The sequence below is a fragment of the Enterocloster sp. 210928-DFI.2.20 genome (assembly GCF_020554465.1).
Classification (GTDB): domain Bacteria; phylum Bacillota; class Clostridia; order Lachnospirales; family Lachnospiraceae; genus Enterocloster; species Enterocloster bolteae.
The window spans coordinates 52,136-74,563 of the sequence record NZ_JAJCHK010000010.1; the positions used below are offsets into that span (position 1 = coordinate 52,136).

Here is a 22,428-nt window from a genome sequence, read left to right on the forward strand (position 1 = left end):
CGCACCTCCTGTTTCCCCTATTCATTCCGGATGGCTGCCAGGGGACTCAGCTTCATGGCACGCATAGCCGGCATAAATCCGGCTGCCATGCCCACAAAGATGGCAAAGACCACGGCTGCCACGGAAAGCCAGGGCGGTATTCTGGACAGGTTGCCTGTCAGTCCGTTCATTTCCTCCAGGTTAACAAACCGGTTGATAACCACCGAGATACCGTAACTGAGCAAAATTCCCACAATGCCTCCCATGAAGCCGATAAAGCCGGATTCAATGAGGAACATGTTGCGGATATTTCCCATATCACAGCCCAGCACCTTCATAACGCCGATTTCCTTTGTCCTCTCATAAATGGACATCATCATGGTGTTGGCAATGCCGATGGCTGCCACGAACAGCGAAACCGCTCCGATGCCGCCGAGAACAGCCTGTATCATGCTGGACTGCTGTTTCGTACTCTCCATCCAGTCCGCCTGGCTGCTGACCTGGAATCCCATGTCCGCTATCTGCTTTTGAACCTCCGGGACATATTCCATATCGTCCACAAATATCTGTGCCCTGTTATAGGTCAGATAGTTAAGGGGCTTTCCTTTTTTGTTGGTGGGCTGTCCCGGTATCACGGCTCCCTTTTTAAACACCTTGCGCAGCTGGGCTTTCAGTCCGTCGATGTCTGTATACACGTTATAGGAATAGGAATTCCAGTCATCCGGACCGCCTTCCACCATGCCGGTTGCATTCATCATGTACTTTTTCGGCGGTTTCACAGGAGTCTGTCCGTCCTCTGACGAACTGACGGAACCATTTCTGGTCTGGAAATAAGCGTCCACATCAAAAATGACAAAGAGGGGCTTATTCATAAAGTCCACTTCCGGCATCTCGCCCGTGTCCCAGTATCCCCGGCCTGTCTTGGAATTATAAAAATTCTGCTGGACCGTGTTGCCCACCACCATGCCCATCTCTCCCGGTTCCGGCAGCCTGCCTTCCCCCAGGGGAATCTGCTCCAGAAACGACTGGCTTACGCCCATAAGGGACAGATACTGGGCCTCGTAGGCTCCCTGGCGCATAACCACATTGATTTCCAGGACAGGGGATACCCCGGACACATGGGGCAGGCGGCCAAACTGTTCTATAACATCGTCTGTGATGTAGGTGGGATCCGAGGATTTACTGCTCCCTCCCCCACCAATCATCACCGCGTTCCCATAGGAGGAACCGGAATACACGTTGATGGTGGTCAGGCTTCCCCAGGAGGAAATCTGTTCCATAAACATCTGGTCCAGTCCGATTCCCAGGGATACCATGACCACAATGGACGCTGTGCCGATGATAACTCCCAGCACAGTCAGAACCGTTCTCAGCTTCCTGCGTCTTAAGTTGTTAATGCTCATGATTACGAGATCAGGAAATCTCATCGTCCACATCCTCTTCCCTTGCTGCCTTGCGTTTCTTCCTGATTCGGATGACAACCGCAGCTGCAATACCGGCGGCTGCCGCCACACCGGCAATCACCAGGAACTTGTATTTGCCCCAGAAGGATGGGGCTGCCTCCGCCTCCATGCTGCCTGCGTCCATGGCCGCTCCCATATCATCCCAGTTCTGTTCCATCTCCTCCATAACCATGAGGGTCAGTTCCTTTTCCACGGGTTCTGCGGGAACACCGTTTTCATCCTCGTAATCAATGCGGATGCGTACCGTTCCCTCGTCCAGGGTGGGAGCCACACCTGTCAGCATGGTATCCACGTTGCCTGTTTCACCCGGCTTGATGTTTCCCACATAGGCGTCCGTGGTCTTGATGGAGTCCGCCTCAAAGGTCACGGTCACGTTGTAAAGGATGACCTTTCCCGTGTTGTTGATGCCAAACATGACATTGGACTCAGATCCCACGGTTAAGCTGTCCGGCATAACGTCAATGGTGCTGGTGCTTAACCGGGCATACTGTTTTACAGGGATGTCCACTACAATGCTTTCCTCTGCGTTCTTGAATTCAGGGCTGTCGTACTTCTCCTTCACCGTGATGGCGTAGGAGCGCTGGTCCACTCCTGCCCTGGCTGTAAACCTGGCCCTGACCTCGGTGGTCTGTCCGGGAGCCATATTGTCCACCACCAGGGAGGAGGTGCCTGACTCCGTGGTAAATACGGCGCTGTCCGATACCTTCTCCGACTCCAGGTTAAAGAGAATGTTGCTGGCAGCAACCGAGGTGGATGCATTCTTCATGTTAAGAATCAGCTCAAACTCGTCCCCTGCGTAGATTTCCTCCGGAACCGTGTGGTAGCTCTCCACAATCAATCTGGCCCTGGTCCTGTCGTTGGCGTTAAAATCCCCCAGGTCGTCCTCTTTATCCTTGGACGTGATATGTACGTAAAAAGTTCCCTCCTCCGTGTGCAGATCCCCCTCAGAGCTTAAGCGGAAGGTGATGGTGTATTTGATTGGATAATAACCTGTATAGGAATCCTTGCGGATTGCCATGCTGTAGGGAGCGAACACGGTTTCTCCCGGCTGCACGCGCTCAAAGGTGCGGTCATAGTTGCCGTCGTTGATTTCAAAGGGGAACTTGGCATCGTCCTCTGAGAGCTGCATGCTGACCGTCACATCCTGGGCCGTGGTCTCCCTCTTATTGCGGAAGTTCACGGTGTAGTCCATGACATTGGGATAAACGCCCCGGGGTGTGGGCTGGTTCTCTCCCACCACAAAGTAATTGCCTTCCTTTTTGTCCTCCTCCTCGTCTGCTCCTGATGTGGATGAGGTGGAAATCCATACATTAATATAGTCTGTGTCAGAACCGCCGTCCCATTCAAGCAGTACAGGGATGCTGTAGTATCCCTGAAGGGCATCGCGCCGCACCCTGGCTGACAGGGACACGCTCTTTACATTGCCCTTCTTGATGGTTCCCACGTTCTTGGCCACAAAGGTGGTCTCCATAATTTCAAAGGGATAGTAGTCAACGGAGTAATCCCCGTTTCCCCGCTCCTCTATCTGCTGGAACTCATTGGTTTCCAGGAGACTGATGCGCAGGTTCTCCATATCCTCATCCGTGGCCCTGATACGGAAGGGAATGGACATGGATTTTCCTATGGTCCCTTTGGGTGATTTTGTAGTAAAAACATAATCATTTTCACTGGCATTGGTGTTGTAGCCCAGTTTATAATCGCTGGCCGCTGCGCTGGAAGGATACATCCCGGCCAGCATTGAGGCTGCCAGGAACGCCGTCAGGCCCCTGCACCATTTATTTGCTCTCATTCTCATTGCACTCCTTTTCCTCTGCATTCCCCTCATATAATGCTTCCCTGCCGCCTGTCTCGATTCCCACAATCCTGCCGTCCATGATTCGGATTCTCCGGTCCGCATAGGAGGCCAGATTGTTGTCATGGGTAACCATGACCAGAGTCTGGTCCTGCTCCCTGACAATCTTCTGCATCAGGCGCAGCACCTCCATGGTGGTCTTGGAATCCAGGTTTCCCGTGGGCTCATCGGCAAATATAATCTGAGGATTGACCACCAGGGCCCTGGCTATTCCCACACGCTGCTGCTGTCCGCCGGACATCTGGTTGGGCATATGCCTGGCCTGTCCTCCCACGCCTACCAGGTCCATGTATTTCCTGGCTTCCTTAAGCCTCTGCCTCCTGGAAACACCCCGAAAGGAAAGGGGCAGGGCTACATTCTCCAGAGCATTCATGGTGTTTAACAGGTTGTATGCCTGGAAGATGAATCCCACCTTTTCGCGGCGGAAGCTCACCAGCTGGCGCTCCGTCATCTTCTCTATATGGACTCTGCCAATCTCAATCTCTCCCTTGGTAGGCTTCTCCAACCCGGCCAGCATGTTGAGAAGGGTGGATTTGCCGGAACCGGAGGCTCCTACAATGGCAACGAATTCTCCCTTATATATATCAAAATCCAGCCCGTCCAGGGCCCGGACCTTGATATCGCCTACCCGGTATATCTTATATAAATTCTTTACCCGTATGACCACGGGCCTGTTTTCTTTTGCTGTAGGGACCGACGACACGGCCAGTTGTTCCTCTGCCAAATCCAGCCTCCTTTCCAGGGCGTAAAAGCGCTCCAATCCAGATAACAGCCCGTATGGACAGACTGTACTGATTTTGTTCAGTATAGCACAGAGAACGCGATTTGTTCTTCTGTTTTTCTTTAATCTTCCTTTAATAATTCCTTACACCCTATCCGTTTTCAGTAGCAAATGTAACACGAAAACAGGTAATTGTAAAGCAAATCAGGACAGAGCACAGCAAAAGACCGGGCATCGCTGATGTTCAGCGGGGGCCCGGTCTTGGGGTTTTATTAAATAATGTAATACCACAGCATATTTATGTTTATTTTTCCTCTACTTCCAGCCATCCGGCAAATATTTCAAAGTATTCTGTATCATATCATGCGCTAACATCTTCACATCTTCCTCTGTGCATCTTTTCCCCTTTACCAAAGGATCATTCAAGAATGCCTTCACCACCAAATCCTCATCATACTTCAATGCCGCCTGAAGCGTATATTCATGATTATCCAGATGCGGGAGAATGAGTTCTTTAATACTTTCAGGAATATCTCCGGCTATCATAGGCCGAATTGCATCCCGTTCAAATACTGCATTCGTCTCCACTACTGCATTTCTGGATAGATTCGGTATCTGTCCATATGTATTAGGAATATTCACATTGCTGACCAATCTGCCTAATCCGCATAATGCTTTTATCAAAAGAATTCCTTCCTCTCCGGTTGGTTTTAACTCAACAGCCTCCTCATTATCAGCCAGACGGCGGCTTCTCTCCAATCTTCTCTTTAAGTCTTCTTTTCTCCAATTCACTGTTGTTAATCCAAATTTCCACTTTTTCACTGTATCCGGATCATTCAGATATTCGTTTCCCGGCATGAATTCGGCCAGATGCCGATCACCTGCCGCTGCTATAAGGCCATATCTTTTAAACAGGTCGAATTTCACTCTATGAGCACAGTTAAAAGATGAGTTCATCCAATTTCTGTCTGGATCATGGTATCCGTCCTCGAAATGTTCTGCAATATAAGCATCATAAACAGGAAAAAGATCAATGCCTTTATAGGAAGCGCTGGAAAACCAGGTAAAATGATTGATTCCCAGCACATTAACACAAATATCATGCCAGTCAATATTCTTCTCATCACAACATGCTTCACAAATTCCTTTCAGTACTTTCTGTGTGCCAAAGACCTCATGACAGCATCCGAATGCCTTTATCTCAGGAAATACGTGATATAATGTTTTTACACAAAGAGACATAGGATTTGTATAATTGATAACCCATGCTTCTGGTGAGTAGGCCTTAATGGCCTCTGCTATTTCAGCAAACATTGGAATTGTACGCAGACCACGTATAATTCCTCCAGGACCAGCCGTATCTCCTACAGATTGATAAATCCCCAGACGTTCCGGAAGATGAACGTCTGACTCCATTTCATCAAATGTTCCCGGAAGAATGGATATCACCACAAAATCACAATCCGTCAATGCATCCTCAAGACTGGTACTGGTTCTGTAGTTCCATTTACCCAGTGTATCTTCCCTTTTGGAAATCAAATTTCCAATTATCTCATTATTTTTGGCTGCTTTAAAATCGATATCGTAAAGGTTTATAGTGCCTGACAGTTGTTCCTCCAAAGCCAAATCTGTCATGAATGTCCATGCCCAGCCTCTGGAACCGCCGCCAATATAAGCAATTTTAATGTCTGATACTTTGTCCTTTGCATACCTCATTCTCGATTTCCTCCATCTATCTATTTTTATTCTCATTTTCCGCTTTCATAAGGGGAAATATAGATTCTAAAGTACAAGTTTTATTCCGGTTATGTTCACAAACAGGAATTATATGAATGGCCGTCTGTCCAGCACCAGCTTTAATGGCTTGTTTGTAACAAGCTCCCCTGGAAGAGCATTTTGGAGCTCGGCTAGTGCACAGATACATCCAAATAATGAATGCATATCATTAAATCCATCATCCGTTTCATAGTCCAGATGTTCCAAATAATCAATATAGGTGAGCGCAAAGTCATGAAGTGCTGTTTTAGCTTCATCAAACCGATGACCACTGTGACGCAGTCCTCGGTTTAAACAATAAACCCAATCTATTTCTGCAAAAGAAACCTTTTTTCCCAACGTCTCCCAATCATTTTTTTTATAAATGGCCAGGCAGGTATCCACAATCTTATCCGGATATGGTAAGGGCCTATGGGCATATTCATGATTGAACAGATAGTGAAACGACGCCGCAAGATGCGGAAAAACAGACGGTTTTGCTCTTACTCCAGCAAATGAATCTGCTTTTAGAACTGGTTTGACCTGTCCTTTTCTCCAAAATCCTGTTTCCGGGTCAGCTTCGATGCTAAGCCATCTGAAGTACCGGTCCTCCCACTGCATGTCCGCTTCTTCCATAAGCACCATAGCTGCATAGATGCCTGCTCCTTGATGGGAAGCCAGCCATGGATCTTCTGACCAGCAAAGTCCATCTAGAAATTGTTCCAAATTATGCTGCTGCAAATACGGCTGCATATCAAACAATGGATGAACAGCCTTTTCTTCAAATAATTCCAATGCTGCTACACAGTGTGCTGTAGTATGGTAAGGATGATGCGTAGCTTCCTCAAACAAACCACTTATTGGATTTTGGAATCCTTGCAGATTTATAATCCAATTCTCGCGTTCTGCTGACGTTGCTGGAAACTCTCCAATCATGTACCGTATATTTGCTGCATCTGCACACCCATATGGATTAATTACCAGTTCTCTATCATTCGTAGCGTTTTGCCATATCCATCTTGAATAACCGCTTCCTCCATCTACACAGTGACTTTGGATTACCTTTCGTGCACCTTCAATGATTCCTTCAATATTTTTCATTCTACATTACCCCTTAATTCCTGATGTGGCAATGCCCTCTACCAAATATTTCTGCAGTGTGATGAAAATAATGACTGCCGGCAGCAGGGATAGTGTTGCCATAGCAAACATTGCACCATAGTCCGATGTAGAGCTTGGATCGCAGAATAATTTCAAAGCGTAGCTAATTGGGTACATGGTTGTCTTGTTGATATAGAGCAATGGACTCATAAAATCATCCCATCTCCAAATAAAGGAAAAAATTCCCGATGTAATAAGGGCAGGAATAATTAAAGGAAGAATTATCTGACGGAAAACACCGTAATATGAGCAGCCATCTATTTTCGCCGCCTCATCTAATTCTCTTGGTATTCCCTCGATAAACTGCATAATCAGGAAGATAAAGAAACCTTGTCCAAAAAAGTAAGGCGCAATTAATGGTAAATATGTACCTACCCATCCTAGCTTTTTAAACCAAATAAACTGCGGTATCATCATAACCTGAAAAGGCAGCATCATTGAAACCATCATGCATGTAAACAGCAGCTTCTTCCCTTTGAATCTGCATCTGGCAAATCCATACCCTACAATTGCAGATGAGGCAACTGCTCCCACGGTTGAAAGCACGGAAATGATGGCGGAATTAGCGAAAAAACGGCCAAAGGTGCTACCGGCAAATCCCTTCCACCCATTCACATAATTGACCAGAGTCGCCTTCTCAGGCAACAGTTCTTTTGCTGTAGCAAATATAGTATTGGTTTCTTTAAATGAGCTCATAAGCATCCATATTAGTGGATACACCATTATCAGACCGCCAATGCAGACCAGAATGTGATAAATTGTAATCCCTATTGTTCTTTTATTTTTCATACCCATATATCATTCTCCTTCGCTGAATACCCACTTCTTTTTTGTCTTGAATAAGATTACTGTAACCGTACCTACAATAAACAGCATGACCCAGGCCATAGCGGCTCCGTATCCCATCCTATAAAACTCAAAGGACTGTTGATACATATAAACGGTATAGAACAAAGTGGAATTCATGGGCTTTCCCTGGGTAATGATATAGCACTGGGAAAAAGCAAGAAAACCGCTAATCATCTGCATGATAAGATTGAAAAATATGGTAGGAGTCAGCATGGGCAGCGTTATCTTCCAGAATATATATGGCCTGGATGCTCCATCCACCCGCGCACTTTCATACAAAGAATTTGGTATCTGTTTTAGTGCAGACAAAAAGATAAGCATAGAGGAACCAAACTGCCAGACTGCCAACAAAATCAAGGTCCATATTGCAGTTTTAGTATTGCCCAGCCATGCGAATTGAGTATCAATGCCAACGGCAGCCAACAGAGCATTAATCACACCATCCGTAGCAAAAATACGTTTCCATAGGATAGATACTGCCACAGAACCGCCGATGATAGACGGCAGATAATAAACCGCCCTATAAATAGGGGTCATCCTGGTATTTCTAACCAGGATGACAGCCACTGCTAAGGCAAATACCAGCCTCATAGGGACAGATATAAATGTATAAAAAATAGTAACAAATAATGATTTAATGTACGTTTTATCTGTTGTAAACATTTCAATATAATTGGCAAGTCCAATAAATTTGGGCTGGGATAGAATATTATAGTCAGTCAAAGAATAATAAAGAGACATGCATATGGGAACCAGCGTAAAACACAAGAATCCGACCGCAAAAGGCAATGTGCAGATACTCCCTGCCACACTTTCCTTATTAAACCACTGCCTCAGTGTCAATTTGTTTTCCTTCATTTCTCTGTCCCCTCTCTTAATCTGCTTTTCATATTATTGTCCAGAATACCCTTTTAGAAGGATTGCATTTCCCTTTTCGTAGAACTCTGCTGCTGCTTCATCAGCAGTCTTGCTGCCATAGCAGACCTCCTCTGTCAAACTATCAATCAGGTTTGTAATTTCTCCCGAGCCCACCGGGTCTGCAGGGTCAAGAGCGGAACAGTTCTCTGATACTTTTGTTACAAATTCAATCACCAACTGTTCATCCTGTCCCAACTTTGGTGTAATAGCCTCTGCTATAACAGAGGACGCCGGAACACCTCTCTCACCTAACAATACATCGTTACATTCCTTGGAATTAGTCAGATAATTAATTACCTTTACTGCTTCTTCCGGATTTTTGCTATTACTGGATACGGAAAAGAACTGGCTTGGTTTTGTATAATCTGCCTGTTTTATATTGTTGGCTGGCCAAGTACACACTGCATACTCATATTCTTCCGGTTTGGAATTCATAGCTGCGGCATACTGGTTTGACCATACGATAGTAGACCATGACTTACCGCTGTGAATCGCATCCTCTTCAATGGAAGTTGTTGATATTTCCACAAATGCCGCCGGGTCCGTGTGCCATCCCTCTTTGATTGCATTTTCATAAAGTCGGAAGAAGTCAGCGAAGGTGCTTTCCTGTCCCCCCAATCCTCCTTGGTTATTGTAGAGTTTTTCGCCCCTGTCTCTCATATAATACTGTAAATATTTTGTACCTGCACCATATGCAATATTAGTAGGGGTACCCGTTTTTTCATATATCAGTTTTGAATACTCAATATACTGATCCAGCGTGATTTCATCGCCAATCTCAATCCCGGCATTGTCTGTTATAGTTTTATTGTAAATCATCATTGGAGCATTCAATCCATTACAAATTCCATACAGCTTTCCACCAATTTTTCCTGAATCCACCGTTGAATCTGCTAAGTTTGACAGGTCCAGCAAACCATTCTCCACATAGGGAGTTAAGTCCAAAAGCAGGCCGTTAGATACATATTGGTCAATGTAACGATAGTCCATCTGTATGATATCAGGCAAATCGTTACCTGCTGACTGAGCTGCCAATCGATCCCAGTAAGAACTGAATTCATTAATTTCCTCCTGAAAGCTTATTCCTGGGTTATCTTCTGAATACATTTTAAGAACCTTATCCGTCTTTTCATTCCTTACCTGGTTTCCCCACCAGGAAAACCGTAATACCATGTCTCCTGAGGCATCAGCTGCATTCTCTGTAACCGCCGGTGTATCCGCTGCAGAAGTGTTTCCCCCATTGCTTTCTGAACTGCCGCATCCAAATAAACTTCCTGCACTTAACACGATAGCCATTCCAATTGCAAGATTTCTCTTTAACATAATAACCCTCCTTAAATAGTCGCGTGCTTTATTTCGTAGGTTTATTATAGCAAGATTTATATTTAGATAAAATACAAAAAAACGGTTTAAATGTTCACAAAACCGTTTTTATATGCGATAGCTTATTGAATTATCACCAAATATTGTTATAATTTAAGTACGATTTCAAGGGAGGTTTCTTTATATGTATAAAAAGCTGCACAACTGGTTGATAGACACATCATTAAAAACAAAACTGCTCCTTTTTAATTGTCTCATTACCCTTTTTATCGGCATTTCGTCGTTTCTTGCGGTAAATATTTTTATGAAATATAACGAAGAACTGCTATACAATACTACCGCCAGCGTACTGACATTTTTCTCCAGTGAAATAGGTAATTCCTTTGATTCCATGACAACATCTTCTTCCGTACTGATTGCCGACAATACAATTCAGGGTAGCCTATATGACCTCAAATACTCCCCCTCCTCGCTCAAAACAGCGGTATCTTACCGTTCTTTATACAATTCCATACTGAGTTATTCATATACAATTCCCCATGTTGAAAGCATCTGCCTGTATACCCCCACATCAACTATATGGAGCAATAACCATCAGTCCTCCCTTTCTGTTTCTCAGCTGGAATACATAAAGGAATATACGGATGAACAAAAAGGCAGTCCTTGCTTTCTGGTTTTAGATAAGTACAATAATCAACTGGTTCTAGCCCGCCAAATTCGGCGTATAGCTGGTACCAATTTAGAGCCTTTGGGAACGCTGGTTATATTTATTAATACAGAGTCGCTCATCAAAGCCTCAACTACCCATAATACCTTTGATGACTGCTCCTACATACTAAGTGCAGACGCAAAGACTGTGTACCGTTCAGATGCACCTACTCCAGAAAACACATTTGATATTCTGAATGATAGTTATAAAGTCATTCCATTCAAAGGACATTACTATTTTGTTTTAAAAAGCATGATTCCGGGATATGGATGGGAATTTGAATGTTGGATGAATTATGATAAAACTCATGGTTCTATTTTAATGGGACATATGCTTTTTCTTCTTGCTCTGGCCTGCTGTATCATCCTCAGTCTGCTTGCATCCGGAGTCTTATCGCAGAATATATCAAAACATATTTTCGCATTAGTGAAAAAAATGAAGACTTTTGACAGTGAATCCGATGTTATTCCTCAGACAAATTATGACTATTCGACGCGAAAGGATGAAATTGGGATTGTACACAGAAATTTTGATGCCATGGCCAGAGAACAGCAACGCCTTATTCGAGATAACTATCAGGCTGAAATGTTAATGAAAAATGCCCAATTAAAAGCTCTGGAACAACAAATCAACCCCCACTTTCTCTATAATACATTGGAATCCATCAACTGGCTGGCTAAATCCAAGCATGAAACCGAAATATCAAAGATTGTGGAGTCACTGGGCAACCTGCTTCATGCTACGCTGGACAGCCGTTCCCGTATGATTCCCCTTGAGCATGAGTTGGAACTTATACATAATTACATAACAATCCAGGAGTTCCGTTTCGGAGATCGGCTTAAGTTCCACTTGTCCATTGAGCAGGAGCTCTCCCATATTCCTATTCCCAAACTAAGCATTCAGCCTCTTGTGGAAAATGCCATTAAATACGCGTTGGAGGAGATTGCCGACGAGTGTAATATTTATATTACAATACTGCATACCGAACAATTAATCTATATATATGTGAAAAACGATGGTTCCCAGTTCGAGCTGGGACTTTTAGAAAAATTAAGAGCAAATCCAAAAAACTCCCGCGGATTCGGCATTGGATTAATTAATATCGATACTAGAATCAAATTGACATACGGAGAAAACTATGGACTGGATGTATATAACGAAAACAACAAGGCAGTGGCTCGGATTTCTATTCCTTTTATTCAGGATGAAATGAATTAATATGAATGAAGTTTCATAGCCTTGAGCCTCTAGGCAGCCAAGTTTCATCATAAAAGCCAGCGTTCTTATAAAGGATAACAGCACATATAAATATGCGGGAGCAAAATAAGTTCGCCACTCCTCCTCCCGTGCTCTACAGTGTATTGTTATCCAAAAAATATTATAAGTCAAGTAGAGGAGACACACAACAAGCTTTTTCGTCCCTTGTTTGTGCCTTGAGCGAAACGGAAGGAATAGGTTAAAATATGTTAAAATTAGTAATTGCAGATGATGAAAAAATCATTCGGGAAACCATACGTAATTTTATTGACTGGCAAAGTATCGGAATTGAGGTTGTAGGTGTATGCTCTAATGGTGTGGAAGCCTACGAAACCATTCTTGACTATTACCCTGATATTGTCCTGACTGATATAAAGATGCCAGGATTCTCAGGTCTTGAATTGGTAAAAAAGATTAAAGAAATTGACAATAATATACAATTTATTATTCTATCAGGCTACGATAGTTTTGAATATGCTAAAGAAGCTATGCAGTTTGGCATACATCATTATCTTCTTAAGCCCTGCAACGAACACCAAATTATTGATGCCATCAATGCAGTCAAAGAAGATTGCTACAAGCAGCGTTCTTTTCTAGCTATGCAAAAACAACAAAAAGACAATGAGAAAAATCTGGCCCAAAATGTTATGAAAAATCTGATTTTCGAGTGCATTTCATCTGAAAGCAGTATGCTTTCTCTAACAAAAAACTATGAGCAGCTACTTGATTTCAGTTATACAGAGTATAAACTCTATTATATTTTTTATCTGGAAAAAAAACATCTTGGAGACTGTCTGGAACAGCTTTCAGCCTATTTTAAAAGCAACTTTCCCAGCCTTCCTGTCCACATGATATATGTTAAAAACACTTTAATTTTTTTCTTTGAGGACTGTGCACCGACCTATACTGATCTGAATGAATATATACATGGCTTCAGTTTTAAGGAGCAATCAGTTTCGATTGAATTCAAATCCTATTCTTTTCTGAATCTGGGTGCGCTTTTGAATTCGCTCATGCCTAAATTGAAACGATACGAACAAATCAGCCTTATTGAACATTTCCATTCCATTCAGTTTGTAAACCATACTGCTTTATTTGAGAAAACTGAGTACTTCATATCCCGCATATTTCAGGATAATCCCGATGAAACCGCTGCGCAGGATTTATATGATCTCTTTTCCTCAATACAGGATATTGCATTTTTAAAAGCATTAATAACAGATATATTCTTTCGCCTGCTGACCACATCACACCAGACTTTTGTCAGCAGTGAACAGATAAATTCCTATATAGAGAACGTGAATCATTATAAAAACCCTCAGGAACTAATACACTACTTTTCTGGGCAGTTAGATGGAATCATGCAGTCAGGGAAAAAAGGTGCTTCCTCCTCTCGTGATTTTATCTTTAAGGTGATTTCTTTAGTGGATGAATATCTCTCCAATCCTAACCTTTCATTAAAATGGATTGCCGAAAACCACCTTTATATGAATGTGGATTACCTAAGCAAACAATTTGTAAAGCAGACAGGTGTGAAGTTCTCCTCCTACCTGGCTTCCAAACGCATGGAAAAAGCAAAAGAGCTGCTTTTAAACGGAAATAATGAAAAAATAAGTGAAATAGCAGAGCAAGTGGGATGCGGAGACAACCCACAATATTTCAGCCAATTATTTAAAAAATATGCAGGTATGACGCCCAGTGCATATTTGAAGCATCATGCATTATAAGAAACCTAAATTAGTGACTTAAAAACCTGGTTTCATTTGTATATATAAGTATTTTTAAAGCCTATAATTTCATCAGCCTGTAATTTTTTTTTAAAGCCCGTAATTTTTACTTGACTTATAACGCATTCTATGTAAGAATATGACGAGGCACAAATCAGTGCCATATCTGGCTGGTCCGGCTATCGCACTGGTAGAGTGTGAACTATTTCCCAAATTCAATATTTTACAATATAATGCGCAAAGGAGACTCCCATGAGACATTTATTGAATCCCTTAGACTTCTCTGTGGAAGAAATTGATGACCTTCTGGCCCTTGCAAGGGACATTGAACAGAATCTTCCAGGATACGCCCATGTATGTGACGGCAAGAAACTGGCCACCCTTTTCTATGAGCCAAGTACACGGACACGTTTAAGCTTTGAGGCTGCCATGCTGAACCTGGGCGGCAATGTATTAGGTTTTTCATCCGCCAATTCCAGTTCTGCCGCAAAAGGCGAAAGCGTGGCCGATACCATCCGCATGATTTCCTGTTATGCTGACATCTGCGCCATGAGGCATCCAAAGGAAGGCGCTGCATTTGTAGCTGCCCAGAAGGCCCAGATTCCAGTTATCAACGCAGGGGACGGAGGCCATCAGCATCCCACCCAGACATTGACCGACCTTATGACCATCCGTTCCATGAAGGGACGTCTGGACAACCTGACCGTGGGCTTCTGCGGAGACCTGAAATTCGGCCGTACCGTACATTCCTTAATCAATGCCATGGTCCGCTACCCCAATGTCAAATTCATACTGATATCCCCGCCTGAGCTGCGCATCCCGGACAATATCCGCGACGACGTGCTCATTGCAAATAACGTTCCCTTTGAGGAGGTGGGCAACCTGGACGACGCTCTGGGCCAGTTAGACATTCTCTACATGACGCGTGTGCAGAAGGAACGCTTCTTCAACGAGGAAGATTACATCCGTTTGAAAGACTGCTATATTTTGGATAAAAAGAAAATGAAACTTGCCAAGGAAGACATGTATGTGCTCCATCCGCTTCCCAGGGTAAATGAAATCTCCGTGGAAGTGGATGACGACCCAAGGGCTGCCTACTTCAAGCAGGCACAGTACGGCGTATATGTGCGTATGGCATTGATCATGAGATTACTGGAGGTGCAGAAACCATGTTAAATATCAGCGGATTACAAGAAGGCATTGTCCTGGACCACATTGAGGCGGGAAAAAGCCTGGACATCTACTATCACCTTGGCTTGGACAAGCTGGAATGCCAGGTAGCCATCATCAAAAACGCCCGCAGCAATAAGATGGGACGCAAGGACATCATTAAAATCGAAGGCGGCCTGGATACGGTTGACTTAAAGGTATTGGGCTACATTGACCACAACATCACAGTGAACATTATCCGCGGCGACAGGATTGCTGAAAAGCGCGCCTTAAAGCTTCCCAAGAAAATCACCAATGTGATTCAGTGCAAGAACCCCCGCTGCATCACATCCATTGAGCAGGAGCTTCCTCATATCTTCTACCTGGCAGATGAAAAGGCAGAGGTTTACCGCTGCCAGTACTGCGAAGAGAAGTACAGCGAATTTAAATAGGATGATTATGGGACGCTGCCCGTAAATACATGAAAAGGCAGCCCGGTATCAAAATCCCAAAGGATTGATACCGGGCTGCCATTATTATATTATCCATATCCAATCCCGACGCATGTACCGTATCCTTCCATACCGCGCCCTACAGATACATTTCCCTGTCTGTTTCCTTTTTTCCTCCCGGGCCTATGTAGACAGATTCATCAAAGGCCAGAATTAACAGGAATATGGGGGTAAGGAAAATAAGCCCCAGCGCATACCCTACCCCATGTCCAAAGGAACAGGACATCTTAACGGATATCAGAATATGCATAACCGAAACGCCGAAATAAGCCAGTTGGGCCGCCATGGCGCCGGGACCGGACACAAACCGCAAGGACGCGGCAATCAATGCCATGATGAGCCACAGGACAAACATCCTGTTATTCCAGAAAAGCTTATACTCTATATAGGTGCCGTAAAACGGTATCAGGGCTTTCCATCCTGCTTCCCCTGCCTTTCTGAATATCATCCAGTAAGCCAGGATGTAGAGGACAAGCACCACCGCAATTACAAACATAAAAATCAGCGACATTCCCATGAGCAGTATACTCAGTTCTTTCAAAAAAGCACCCGCCTTTCCAACTATATTCCCTACTTATCGGCAGGCACGATTTCCAGCCAGTAGCCGTCCGGGTCCTTGATAAAATAAATGCCCATGCCCGGATTCTCGTAGCAGATGCAGCCCATCTCCTCATGGTGCTTGTGGGTGCCGTCAAAATCATCCACATGGAAGGCCAGGTGGAATTCGCACTCTCCCAGGTCATATGCTTCCTTCCTGTCCCGCAGCCAGGTTAACTCCAGGGTAAAATCCGTCACTCCGTCTCCCAGGTACACCAGCTTAAAAGAGCCGTCCGAAGCGTTCTTCTCCCTCACCGGTTCCAGATTCAGGGCCTCTGTATAAAAAGCAAGGCTCTTCTCCAAATCCAGCACATTAAAATTGAAATGGTTAAATGTAATCATAGGTCTCTCCCTTCTCTCTTTTTAAAACCGGCCTGCACCGCAGGATGCAGACCGGCAATTGTTTCACATGTTTCATTGTTTCACATGTTTCATTGTTTCACACGTTTGCTTCGCATGTTTAGTTCTTGGGAACCATCATTTCCATGCCGCCCATGTAAGGACGCAGCACTTCCGGTATCTTCACACTGCCGTCTGCCTGAAGATTGTTTTCCAGGAAGGCGATCAGCATACGGGGAGGAGCCACCACGGTATTGTTCAGGGTGTGGGCCAGATACTTGCCTCCGTCCTCTCCCTGCACGCGGATTCTCAGACGGCGGGCCTGGGCATCTCCCAGATTGGAGCAGCTTCCCACCTCAAAATACTTCTTCTGCCTTGGGGACCATGCCTCCACGTCCACAGACTTCACCTTAAGGTCAGCCAGATCACCGGAGCAGCACTCCAGCGTGCGGACAGGAACATCTAAGGAGCGGAACAGATCCACGGTGTTCTGCCACAGCTTCTCATACCACATAGGGCTTTCCTCGGGCCTGCAGACTACAATCATCTCCTGCTTCTCAAACTGATGAATACGGTAAACGCCTCTCTCCTCGATTCCGTGGGCGCCTTTCTCCTTGCGGAAGCAAGGGGAATAGCTGGTCAGGGTCAGGGGAAGCTGCTGCTCCGGCGTGATGGTGTCGATAAATTTACCAATCATGGAGTGCTCGCTGGTACCAATCAGGTACAGGTCCTCTCCTTCAATCTTATACATCATGGCATCCATCTCAGCAAAGCTCATGACGCCTGTAACCACATTGCTGCGGATCATAAAGGGAGGTACACAGTAGGTAAATCCGCGGTTAATCATGAAATCCCTTGCATAGGAAATCACTGCGGAATGAAGCCTGGCAATATCGCCCATCAGGTAATAGAAGCCGTTTCCTGCCACTCTTCTGGCTGCGTCAAGGTCGATACCGTTAAACCGCTCCATGATGTCTGTGTGGTAAGGAATCTCAAAATCCGGTACCACGGGATCGCCAAAACGCTCCACTTCCACATTTTCACTGTCATCCTTGCCGATGGGCACGGTTGGGTCAATAATGTTGGGAATGGTCATCATGATTTTGGTAATCTTCTCAGAAAGCTGTCCTTCCTTTTCCTCCAGCTCTGCCAGACGTGCGGAATTGGCGCTGACCTCCTGCTTCACGGCCTCTGCCTCATCCTTTTTTCCCTGGCCCATCAGCATGCCAATCTGCTTGGACAGCTTGTTGCGGCTGGCCCTTAAATCATCGGCTTCCTTCTGTGTCGCCCTTGCCTCTGTGTCCAGTGAAATCACTTCGTCCACCAGCGGCAGCTTGCTGTCCTGGAATTTATTCTTAATGTTCTGCTTTACAATGTCCGGGTTCTCTCTTACGAATCTTAAATCTAACATGGTATTCCTCCTGGATTTCCTTGATATAATACCTTCCAATTCTGGACAGGTATTCCTGTACTGTTAAAGAGTATATAACATTTTACCAGGAAATAAAAGCCCTTTTTCTGTTTTTCCTGCTGCTGTATTCCTGCTGCTGCTGTATTCCTGCTGCTGCTTTCTTACTTCTGCTTTCCTACTTCTGCTTTCCTTCCGTCTCTATGCTGTACCGGCATACGCCGTCCACATAAGTGGCTTCCACCGGAATGCGGGCCAGCTCCTCAGGAGAGGTCTCAAAGGGATTGGCTCCCAGTATCACAAAATCTGCCAGCATCCCCGGCGCAATCCTCCCCTTCACATTTTCCTCAAAGGATGCATAGGCTCCCTCCGCGGTAAAGGAATCCAGGGCCTGTTTTATGTCCAGGGCCTGTTCCGGAAGGTAGGGGCCCACGTGATCCTTCACCGTTGTCCTGGTGACTGCGCACTGTATTCCCTTCATCACATCCGGCAGCTCCACCGGGCAGTCGGAGCCGTTGGAAGCATGGGTAGTCTCATAAAGGGTCCTGAAGTGATAGCTGGATGCCGCCCTCTCCTTTCCGATCCGTTCCTCCACGATATGGATGTCATAATCCAGGAAAATGGACTGGAAATATGCGTGGAGGGACAGTTTTGCAAACTTATCAAGCTGATCCGGCCTTGTAATCTGGCAGTGGACAATGCCGTGCCTGTGGTCCTTTCCGGGATGCCGTGCAAGGGCCTTTTCGTAGGCTGCCAGGATATCATCCAGAATTCCGTCCCCTATGGCATGAATGGCCACCTGCATTCCCTGGGAATCTGCATATTCCACCATGTCTTCAAACTGCTGCCTGGTGAAAATGGGGATTCCCCTGGTGGATCCATCGTCTGTATATGGCTGGCTGAGATAGGCGCTCCTGGCTCCCAGGGAACCGTCTCCCAGCATTTTAAGCGGGCCAATCTTAAACCAATGGTTTCCCCAGCCCGTGTTATACCCTTTTTCCACAAAGGCCTTCAGCCCGTCCAGGGTAGTAAACTGGGACTGTTCATAGACCCTGACCGTCATCCTTCCCTCTGCATCCAGTTCCCTGTATGCCTCCAGCACCCGCTCATAGGGAACATTGTTAAAAGCCAGCAAATCATCTGTCTGGGAGGAGGTGACTCCATAACGGTTGAGGGCTTTGGACGCTGCCAGTATCATCTCCTTTATGTCCTCTTTGGCGGGCTCGGGCAGGCATCCGTATATCAGGTCCATTGCATTTTCCCGGAATATCCCGTTAGGCTCGCCGCTTTCATCTACCTCATAGAGCCCGCCTTCCACCTGGGGCGTGTTTCCTGTGATGCCGGCCAGCCGGAGAGCCATGGTATTTACCACACAGGCATGGCCGCAGGTTCTGGTAAGGCAGATGGGATGCTCCGTGGATATCATATCCAGGTCACGGCGGTTGGGAAACCGCCTTTCATCCTCAAAGTAATCGTGGTTCCATCCTCTTCCCCTTACCCAGGTGCCGGGCTTTGGGGACTGCTCCCGGATAAATTCCTTCATATATTCCTTCATCCCTGACAGGGACTGGGTGTGCTGTGACAAATCCGCTGCGCCAAGGGCATTTCCATAGTTCAAAAGGTGCATGTGGGAATCATTAAAGCCCGCGCACACAAATCTTCCCTTTAAGTCCGTTACCTCATCTCCCGGTTCCTTCATGGCCAGGGCGTCTTCGTCGCTGCCTGCGCATATAAATCTTCCATCCTCCACCACAAAGGCCCGGCACAGGGGAAGCTCCCCAGTGTATACGGCTCCATTCCGGTATATTGTCCTCATGTCGTCCCTCCCCTTATTCTGCCTTCTCCAGCTTCTTTTTATCCTCATAAAACAGCGGCATATCCTTATCCTCCAGTGTTCCGATGTTCATATAGCGGGCCTTGTAATCCTTCAGAAGCCTGAAATATGTGCCTGACAGTATAAGAACCACGAACACATTGATGAAAGTTGGGATACCGCTGGTGATGTCCACCAGGGTCCATATGCTCAAATCACCCACATGAATCAGGTAAAGGGTGAGCAAAAAGGGAGGTAGGGCATAAAAATACTTGAACATGCGCAGCAGCCATTTCTTCACCGTGGGATGGTTCATAGCCAGATGGCGCAGGGTTGCCTCATAGTACACATACCATCCGCCGGAAGTGGTCACGGAGAAGATCACCATGGTGGCTGTCATGAACACAGTTCCGAAAAATCCCAGATTGTTCTGGAACACGTTAAGGGCAAGGGTTGCATTGGTTGCCCCGGAGGTCCATTCACCGGTAATCAGCACGCTGAGCGCCGTAATGGTACACACAATGAAGGTGTCCACAAATACCTCAAAGGATCCCCAGAGCCCCTGCTCCACGGGATGACGTGTCTTGCTGGAGGCATGGACCATAGGGCTTGTACCCCAGCCGGCCTCATTGGAATAAACACTTCTCTGCATGCCGGTGGCAATGGCCTTGGACACCGTGACTCCGGCAAACCCGCCCATGGCAGCTGTCCCAGTAAAGGCCTGGGTAAAGATAGAGACAATGGTGGGAATCAGGTTGCCGATGTTCAGCACAATGATTACCAGGCCGAATATCAGGTACCCCAGACTCATAACCGGCACCAGCTTCACAAATATCTTGCTTAAATTCTTAACCCCTCTCCAGATCAGGGCATAGATAAACACCACTAACAGCAGGGACGCCAGCTCCTGGGGAATTCCAAAGGACTGGGCCAGCACTTCCGACGTGGTAAAGTTGGAGGCGCTGATAAAAAAGGTGGAAAAGATGCCGAGGCCGAACACAAAAGCCAGCGGAAGCCATTTCTTACCCCAATGGCGCTCCTCCCCAAGTCCGTACTCCATGTAATAGGTGGGTCCTCCGTATGGATTTCCCTCCTCGTCCGTGCGGCGGTAATACACGGCCAGAGTAACCTCCACCTGCTTAATTAACATGCCCATGAAGGCTGTCAGCCACATCCAGAGCACGGCTCCAGGCCCGCCTGTGGTAACAGCTGTGGCCACGCCGGCAATATTGCCAAAGCCCACAGAACCGCCTACAGCTGTTGCGATGGCTTCATAAGGGCTTAAAAGACCCTTGTCGTTTTCATCGGTGACATGGTCCTTTCTCAGGATACATCCAAGGGTCCGTTTAAATATGTACCCCAGATGGCATACCTGAAAAAATCCGGATCGGACCGTCACGTAGATACCCGTAATGATAATAAGCGCAATCAGAGGCGGCCCCCATATGATTTCACCGTTTAGCCAGTTTAAAAATTCTGTCATTCTTTACTTCCCCCTATTGGTTCTGGATTGCGATATCATGGCTGTCCGGCACAATACACAAAAAGCAATGACCCCAGGCCATTGCTTTCCATAATCACATATCTGCTTAAGAAAATCCAGCCAATAGCGCCACCACTTTAAAAAGTGAGAGTACGCAGCCTGTTAGACTGCATCCCAACACATTCCGCCGGCAGACAGAATCCGTTTCGGCAGTAATCCCTTTCCCTGTGTGCTCCGGCCCGCCGGCCTCCGGGACAAAATCCCCTCTGTCCGCCACCCTGGGGATGGCATCCATTATCACACAGATACTAATGCTTACTGCACCTCTATCGCATCCTATATTTTAATATTGCCTTAACATCATACTATTTAAGGCTGAAACTGTCAACGTTTTTCGACATTTCCTGACCGGCCCTGACTGGCTGCGCTTTCTGCGGTTGTCCCGCCTCATGCCAGCTGTCCTGCATCCTGCCAGCTTGTCCCGCCTCACGCCTGCTGTCCTGCCTCACACCTGCTGTCCTGCCTCACACCTGCTGTCCACCGCGCGGACCAGCTTTCCTGCCTCATGCCTTCTGTCCACTGCATGGACCAGCACATCCATCAGCTCCTCAAAGCACACGCCATTGGCAATGGGGATGTCAAGCTCCTCCGACCTGGCGATGCAGGCTTTTACAAATGAGGCAGCCAGACGCACAGCGCTGTCCAGACTCCATCCCCTTACGGCTGCCGCCGACACCACGGAGGAGAATACATCCCCTGTTCCTGGCCGCTCATGGCCCACGCGCCTGGTTCTGGTGAAAGCTGTCCGCTCTCCCTCAGCCACCACATTCATAATATAGCCGCCCTGGTTCACACCTGTAATAACCACGCATTCCGGCCCCATGGCCTGGATTTCCCCGGCCAGCTGCCCCAGCTCTTTCCTGCTCCATCCATCCTTTCGGTAGGTCCGTCCTGTCAGGATACACGCCTCTGTCAGATTAGGAGTCACAATATCACCCATGGATACCAGCTCCTTCATGTGGCTGCACATGGCCGGCGTATAGGTGGCGTAGGTCTCCCCGTGGTCTCCCATAATCGGGTCTATGATTACCTTTGTATCCTCCTGCCCGAACTGCCGTATAACATCCATCACAATCTCAATCTGCGCCTCGGAACCCAAAAAACCGCTGACAATACCGTCAAAGGTCAGCTCCAGCTCCTTCCACTTGTGAATAAACTCCCCCATCTTCTCCGTGTAGTCGTCAAAGAAGTAGACCGGGAATCCTGTGTGGTTGGACAAAATGGAGGTGGGGATGGGGCAGCACTGGACCTTCATCGCAGATAAAATGGGAATAGCCACTGTCAAAGAACAGCGGCCGTATCCGGATAAATCATTAACCATGGCAATCTTTTTCTGTCGGTAAGCACTCATGT

18 protein-coding genes and 1 riboswitch are annotated in these 22,428 nt (G+C 46.3%); of the genes, 4 read left to right on the forward strand and 14 right to left on the reverse strand.

What is annotated here, in order from left to right; translation table 11 throughout:
• Positions 1-17 precede the first annotated feature (17 nt).
• The 8 genes from LI015_RS11240 to LI015_RS11275 all read right to left on the reverse strand — a co-directional run bounded on the left by LI015_RS11240 (position 18) and on the right by LI015_RS11275 (position 10,021).
• On the reverse strand, positions 18-1,406 hold the full coding sequence (locus LI015_RS11240; protein WP_227125036.1) for an ABC transporter permease: 1,389 nt from the start codon (positions 1,404-1,406) through the stop codon (positions 18-20).
• The gene (locus tag LI015_RS11245; protein ID WP_227125037.1) at positions 1,393-3,231 is read right to left on the reverse strand and encodes a COG1361 S-layer family protein; all 1,839 of its coding nucleotides are present in this window, start codon (positions 3,229-3,231) and stop codon (positions 1,393-1,395) included. The genes LI015_RS11240 and LI015_RS11245 overlap by 14 nt, the downstream gene beginning before the upstream one ends.
• On the reverse strand, positions 3,218-4,018 hold the full coding sequence (locus tag LI015_RS11250; protein WP_002564506.1) for an ABC transporter ATP-binding protein: 801 nt from the start codon (positions 4,016-4,018) through the stop codon (positions 3,218-3,220). Before LI015_RS11250 ends, LI015_RS11245 begins: the two co-directional genes overlap by 14 nt.
• A gap of 312 nt (positions 4,019-4,330) precedes the next feature.
• Positions 4,331-5,731, reverse strand: a complete 1,401-nt coding sequence (locus LI015_RS11255; RefSeq protein WP_002564507.1) for a family 4 glycosyl hydrolase — start codon at positions 5,729-5,731, stop codon at positions 4,331-4,333.
• A gap of 108 nt (positions 5,732-5,839) precedes the next feature.
• Positions 5,840-6,871, reverse strand: a complete 1,032-nt coding sequence (locus tag LI015_RS11260) for a hypothetical protein (RefSeq protein WP_002564508.1) — start codon at positions 6,869-6,871, stop codon at positions 5,840-5,842.
• A gap of 6 nt (positions 6,872-6,877) precedes the next feature.
• Positions 6,878-7,720, reverse strand: coding sequence for a carbohydrate ABC transporter permease (locus LI015_RS11265; RefSeq protein ID WP_038281955.1), 843 nt, complete (start codon positions 7,718-7,720; stop codon positions 6,878-6,880).
• Between the two features lie 9 nt (positions 7,721-7,729).
• Complete coding sequence (locus LI015_RS11270; RefSeq protein WP_002564510.1) at positions 7,730-8,638, reverse strand: carbohydrate ABC transporter permease; 909 nt, start codon at positions 8,636-8,638, stop codon at positions 7,730-7,732.
• A 33-nt stretch (positions 8,639-8,671) separates the two neighbouring features.
• Positions 8,672-10,021 carry an ABC transporter substrate-binding protein gene (locus LI015_RS11275; RefSeq protein ID WP_119204742.1) on the reverse strand — a complete coding sequence of 450 codons (1,350 nt, stop codon included), beginning with the start codon at positions 10,019-10,021 and terminating at the stop codon, positions 8,672-8,674.
• 184 nt (positions 10,022-10,205) lie between these two features.
• Here LI015_RS11275 and LI015_RS11280 point away from each other — a divergent pair, with 184 nt between their 5' ends.
• The 4 genes from LI015_RS11280 to LI015_RS11295 all read left to right on the forward strand — a co-directional run bounded on the left by LI015_RS11280 (position 10,206) and on the right by LI015_RS11295 (position 15,315).
• Positions 10,206-11,948: a sensor histidine kinase gene (locus LI015_RS11280; protein ID WP_119204741.1), complete on the forward strand. Its 1,743-nt coding sequence runs from the start codon at positions 10,206-10,208 to the stop codon at positions 11,946-11,948.
• A gap of 245 nt (positions 11,949-12,193) precedes the next feature.
• Positions 12,194-13,714, forward strand: a complete 1,521-nt coding sequence (locus tag LI015_RS11285) for a response regulator (protein WP_002564513.1) — start codon at positions 12,194-12,196, stop codon at positions 13,712-13,714.
• Positions 13,715-13,966: 252 nt separating this feature from the next.
• Entirely contained in the window at positions 13,967-14,890 is a 924-nt protein-coding gene (gene pyrB, locus LI015_RS11290; protein WP_002564514.1) for an aspartate carbamoyltransferase, read from the forward strand.
• Positions 14,884-15,315, forward strand: coding sequence for an aspartate carbamoyltransferase regulatory subunit (locus LI015_RS11295; RefSeq protein ID WP_002564515.1), 432 nt, complete (start codon positions 14,884-14,886; stop codon positions 15,313-15,315). The genes pyrB and LI015_RS11295 overlap by 7 nt, the downstream gene beginning before the upstream one ends.
• 139 nt (positions 15,316-15,454) lie before the next feature.
• On the opposite strand, the gene LI015_RS11300 is transcribed toward LI015_RS11295, so the two are convergent.
• The 6 genes from LI015_RS11300 to LI015_RS11325 form a co-directional block, all read right to left on the reverse strand.
• Entirely contained in the window at positions 15,455-15,916 is a 462-nt protein-coding gene (locus tag LI015_RS11300) for a DUF5684 domain-containing protein (protein WP_117627041.1), read from the reverse strand.
• Positions 15,917-15,945: 29 nt separating this feature from the next.
• Positions 15,946-16,314 carry a VOC family protein gene (locus LI015_RS11305; RefSeq protein WP_227125039.1) on the reverse strand — a complete coding sequence of 123 codons (369 nt, stop codon included), beginning with the start codon at positions 16,312-16,314 and terminating at the stop codon, positions 15,946-15,948.
• Between the two features lie 118 nt (positions 16,315-16,432).
• Entirely contained in the window at positions 16,433-17,722 is a 1,290-nt protein-coding gene (gene serS / locus LI015_RS11310; protein ID WP_002564520.1) for a serine--tRNA ligase, read from the reverse strand.
• A gap of 175 nt (positions 17,723-17,897) precedes the next feature.
• Positions 17,898-19,535: an amidohydrolase gene (locus LI015_RS11315; protein WP_002573321.1), complete on the reverse strand. Its 1,638-nt coding sequence runs from the start codon at positions 19,533-19,535 to the stop codon at positions 17,898-17,900.
• Positions 19,536-19,548: 13 nt separating this feature from the next.
• Positions 19,549-21,015: an alanine/glycine:cation symporter family protein gene (locus LI015_RS11320; protein WP_002564522.1), complete on the reverse strand. Its 1,467-nt coding sequence runs from the start codon at positions 21,013-21,015 to the stop codon at positions 19,549-19,551.
• Positions 21,016-21,131: 116 nt separating this feature from the next.
• Positions 21,132-21,352, reverse strand: a riboswitch (Lysine riboswitch).
• 168 nt (positions 21,353-21,520) lie between these two features.
• Entirely contained in the window at positions 21,521-22,426 is a 906-nt protein-coding gene (locus LI015_RS11325) for a pyridoxamine kinase (RefSeq protein ID WP_227125041.1), read from the reverse strand.
• Between the last annotated feature and the right edge of the window lie 2 nt (positions 22,427-22,428).

What these genes read in the sequence shown, in the direction of transcription:
- LI015_RS11240 (WP_227125036.1), bottom strand. Translation starts at nt 1,406, where the DNA reads ATGAGATTTCCTGATCTCGTAATCATGAGCATTAACAACTTAAGACGC.
- LI015_RS11245 (WP_227125037.1), bottom strand. Translation starts at nt 3,231, where the DNA reads ATGAGAGCAAATAAATGGTGCAGGGGCCTGACGGCGTTCCTGGCAGCC.
- LI015_RS11255 (WP_002564507.1), bottom strand. Translation starts at nt 5,731, where the DNA reads ATGAGGTATGCAAAGGACAAAGTATCAGACATTAAAATTGCTTATATT.
- LI015_RS11260 (WP_002564508.1), bottom strand. Translation starts at nt 6,871, where the DNA reads ATGAAAAATATTGAAGGAATCATTGAAGGTGCACGAAAGGTAATCCAA.
- LI015_RS11265 (WP_038281955.1), bottom strand. Translation starts at nt 7,720, where the DNA reads ATGAAAAATAAAAGAACAATAGGGATTACAATTTATCACATTCTGGTC.
- LI015_RS11270 (WP_002564510.1), bottom strand. Translation starts at nt 8,638, where the DNA reads ATGAAGGAAAACAAATTGACACTGAGGCAGTGGTTTAATAAGGAAAGT.
- LI015_RS11275 (WP_119204742.1), bottom strand. Translation starts at nt 10,021, where the DNA reads ATGTTAAAGAGAAATCTTGCAATTGGAATGGCTATCGTGTTAAGTGCA.
- LI015_RS11280 (WP_119204741.1), top strand. Translation starts at nt 10,206, where the DNA reads ATGTATAAAAAGCTGCACAACTGGTTGATAGACACATCATTAAAAACA.
- LI015_RS11285 (WP_002564513.1), top strand. Translation starts at nt 12,194, where the DNA reads ATGTTAAAATTAGTAATTGCAGATGATGAAAAAATCATTCGGGAAACC.
- pyrB (WP_002564514.1), top strand. Translation starts at nt 13,967, where the DNA reads ATGAGACATTTATTGAATCCCTTAGACTTCTCTGTGGAAGAAATTGAT.
- LI015_RS11295 (WP_002564515.1), top strand. Translation starts at nt 14,884, where the DNA reads ATGTTAAATATCAGCGGATTACAAGAAGGCATTGTCCTGGACCACATT.
- LI015_RS11305 (WP_227125039.1), bottom strand. Translation starts at nt 16,314, where the DNA reads ATGATTACATTTAACCATTTCAATTTTAATGTGCTGGATTTGGAGAAG.
- serS (WP_002564520.1), bottom strand. Translation starts at nt 17,722, where the DNA reads ATGTTAGATTTAAGATTCGTAAGAGAGAACCCGGACATTGTAAAGCAG.
- LI015_RS11315 (WP_002573321.1), bottom strand. Translation starts at nt 19,535, where the DNA reads ATGAGGACAATATACCGGAATGGAGCCGTATACACTGGGGAGCTTCCC.
- LI015_RS11320 (WP_002564522.1), bottom strand. Translation starts at nt 21,015, where the DNA reads ATGACAGAATTTTTAAACTGGCTAAACGGTGAAATCATATGGGGGCCG.
- LI015_RS11325 (WP_227125041.1), bottom strand. Translation starts at nt 22,426, where the DNA reads ATGAGTGCTTACCGACAGAAAAAGATTGCCATGGTTAATGATTTATCC.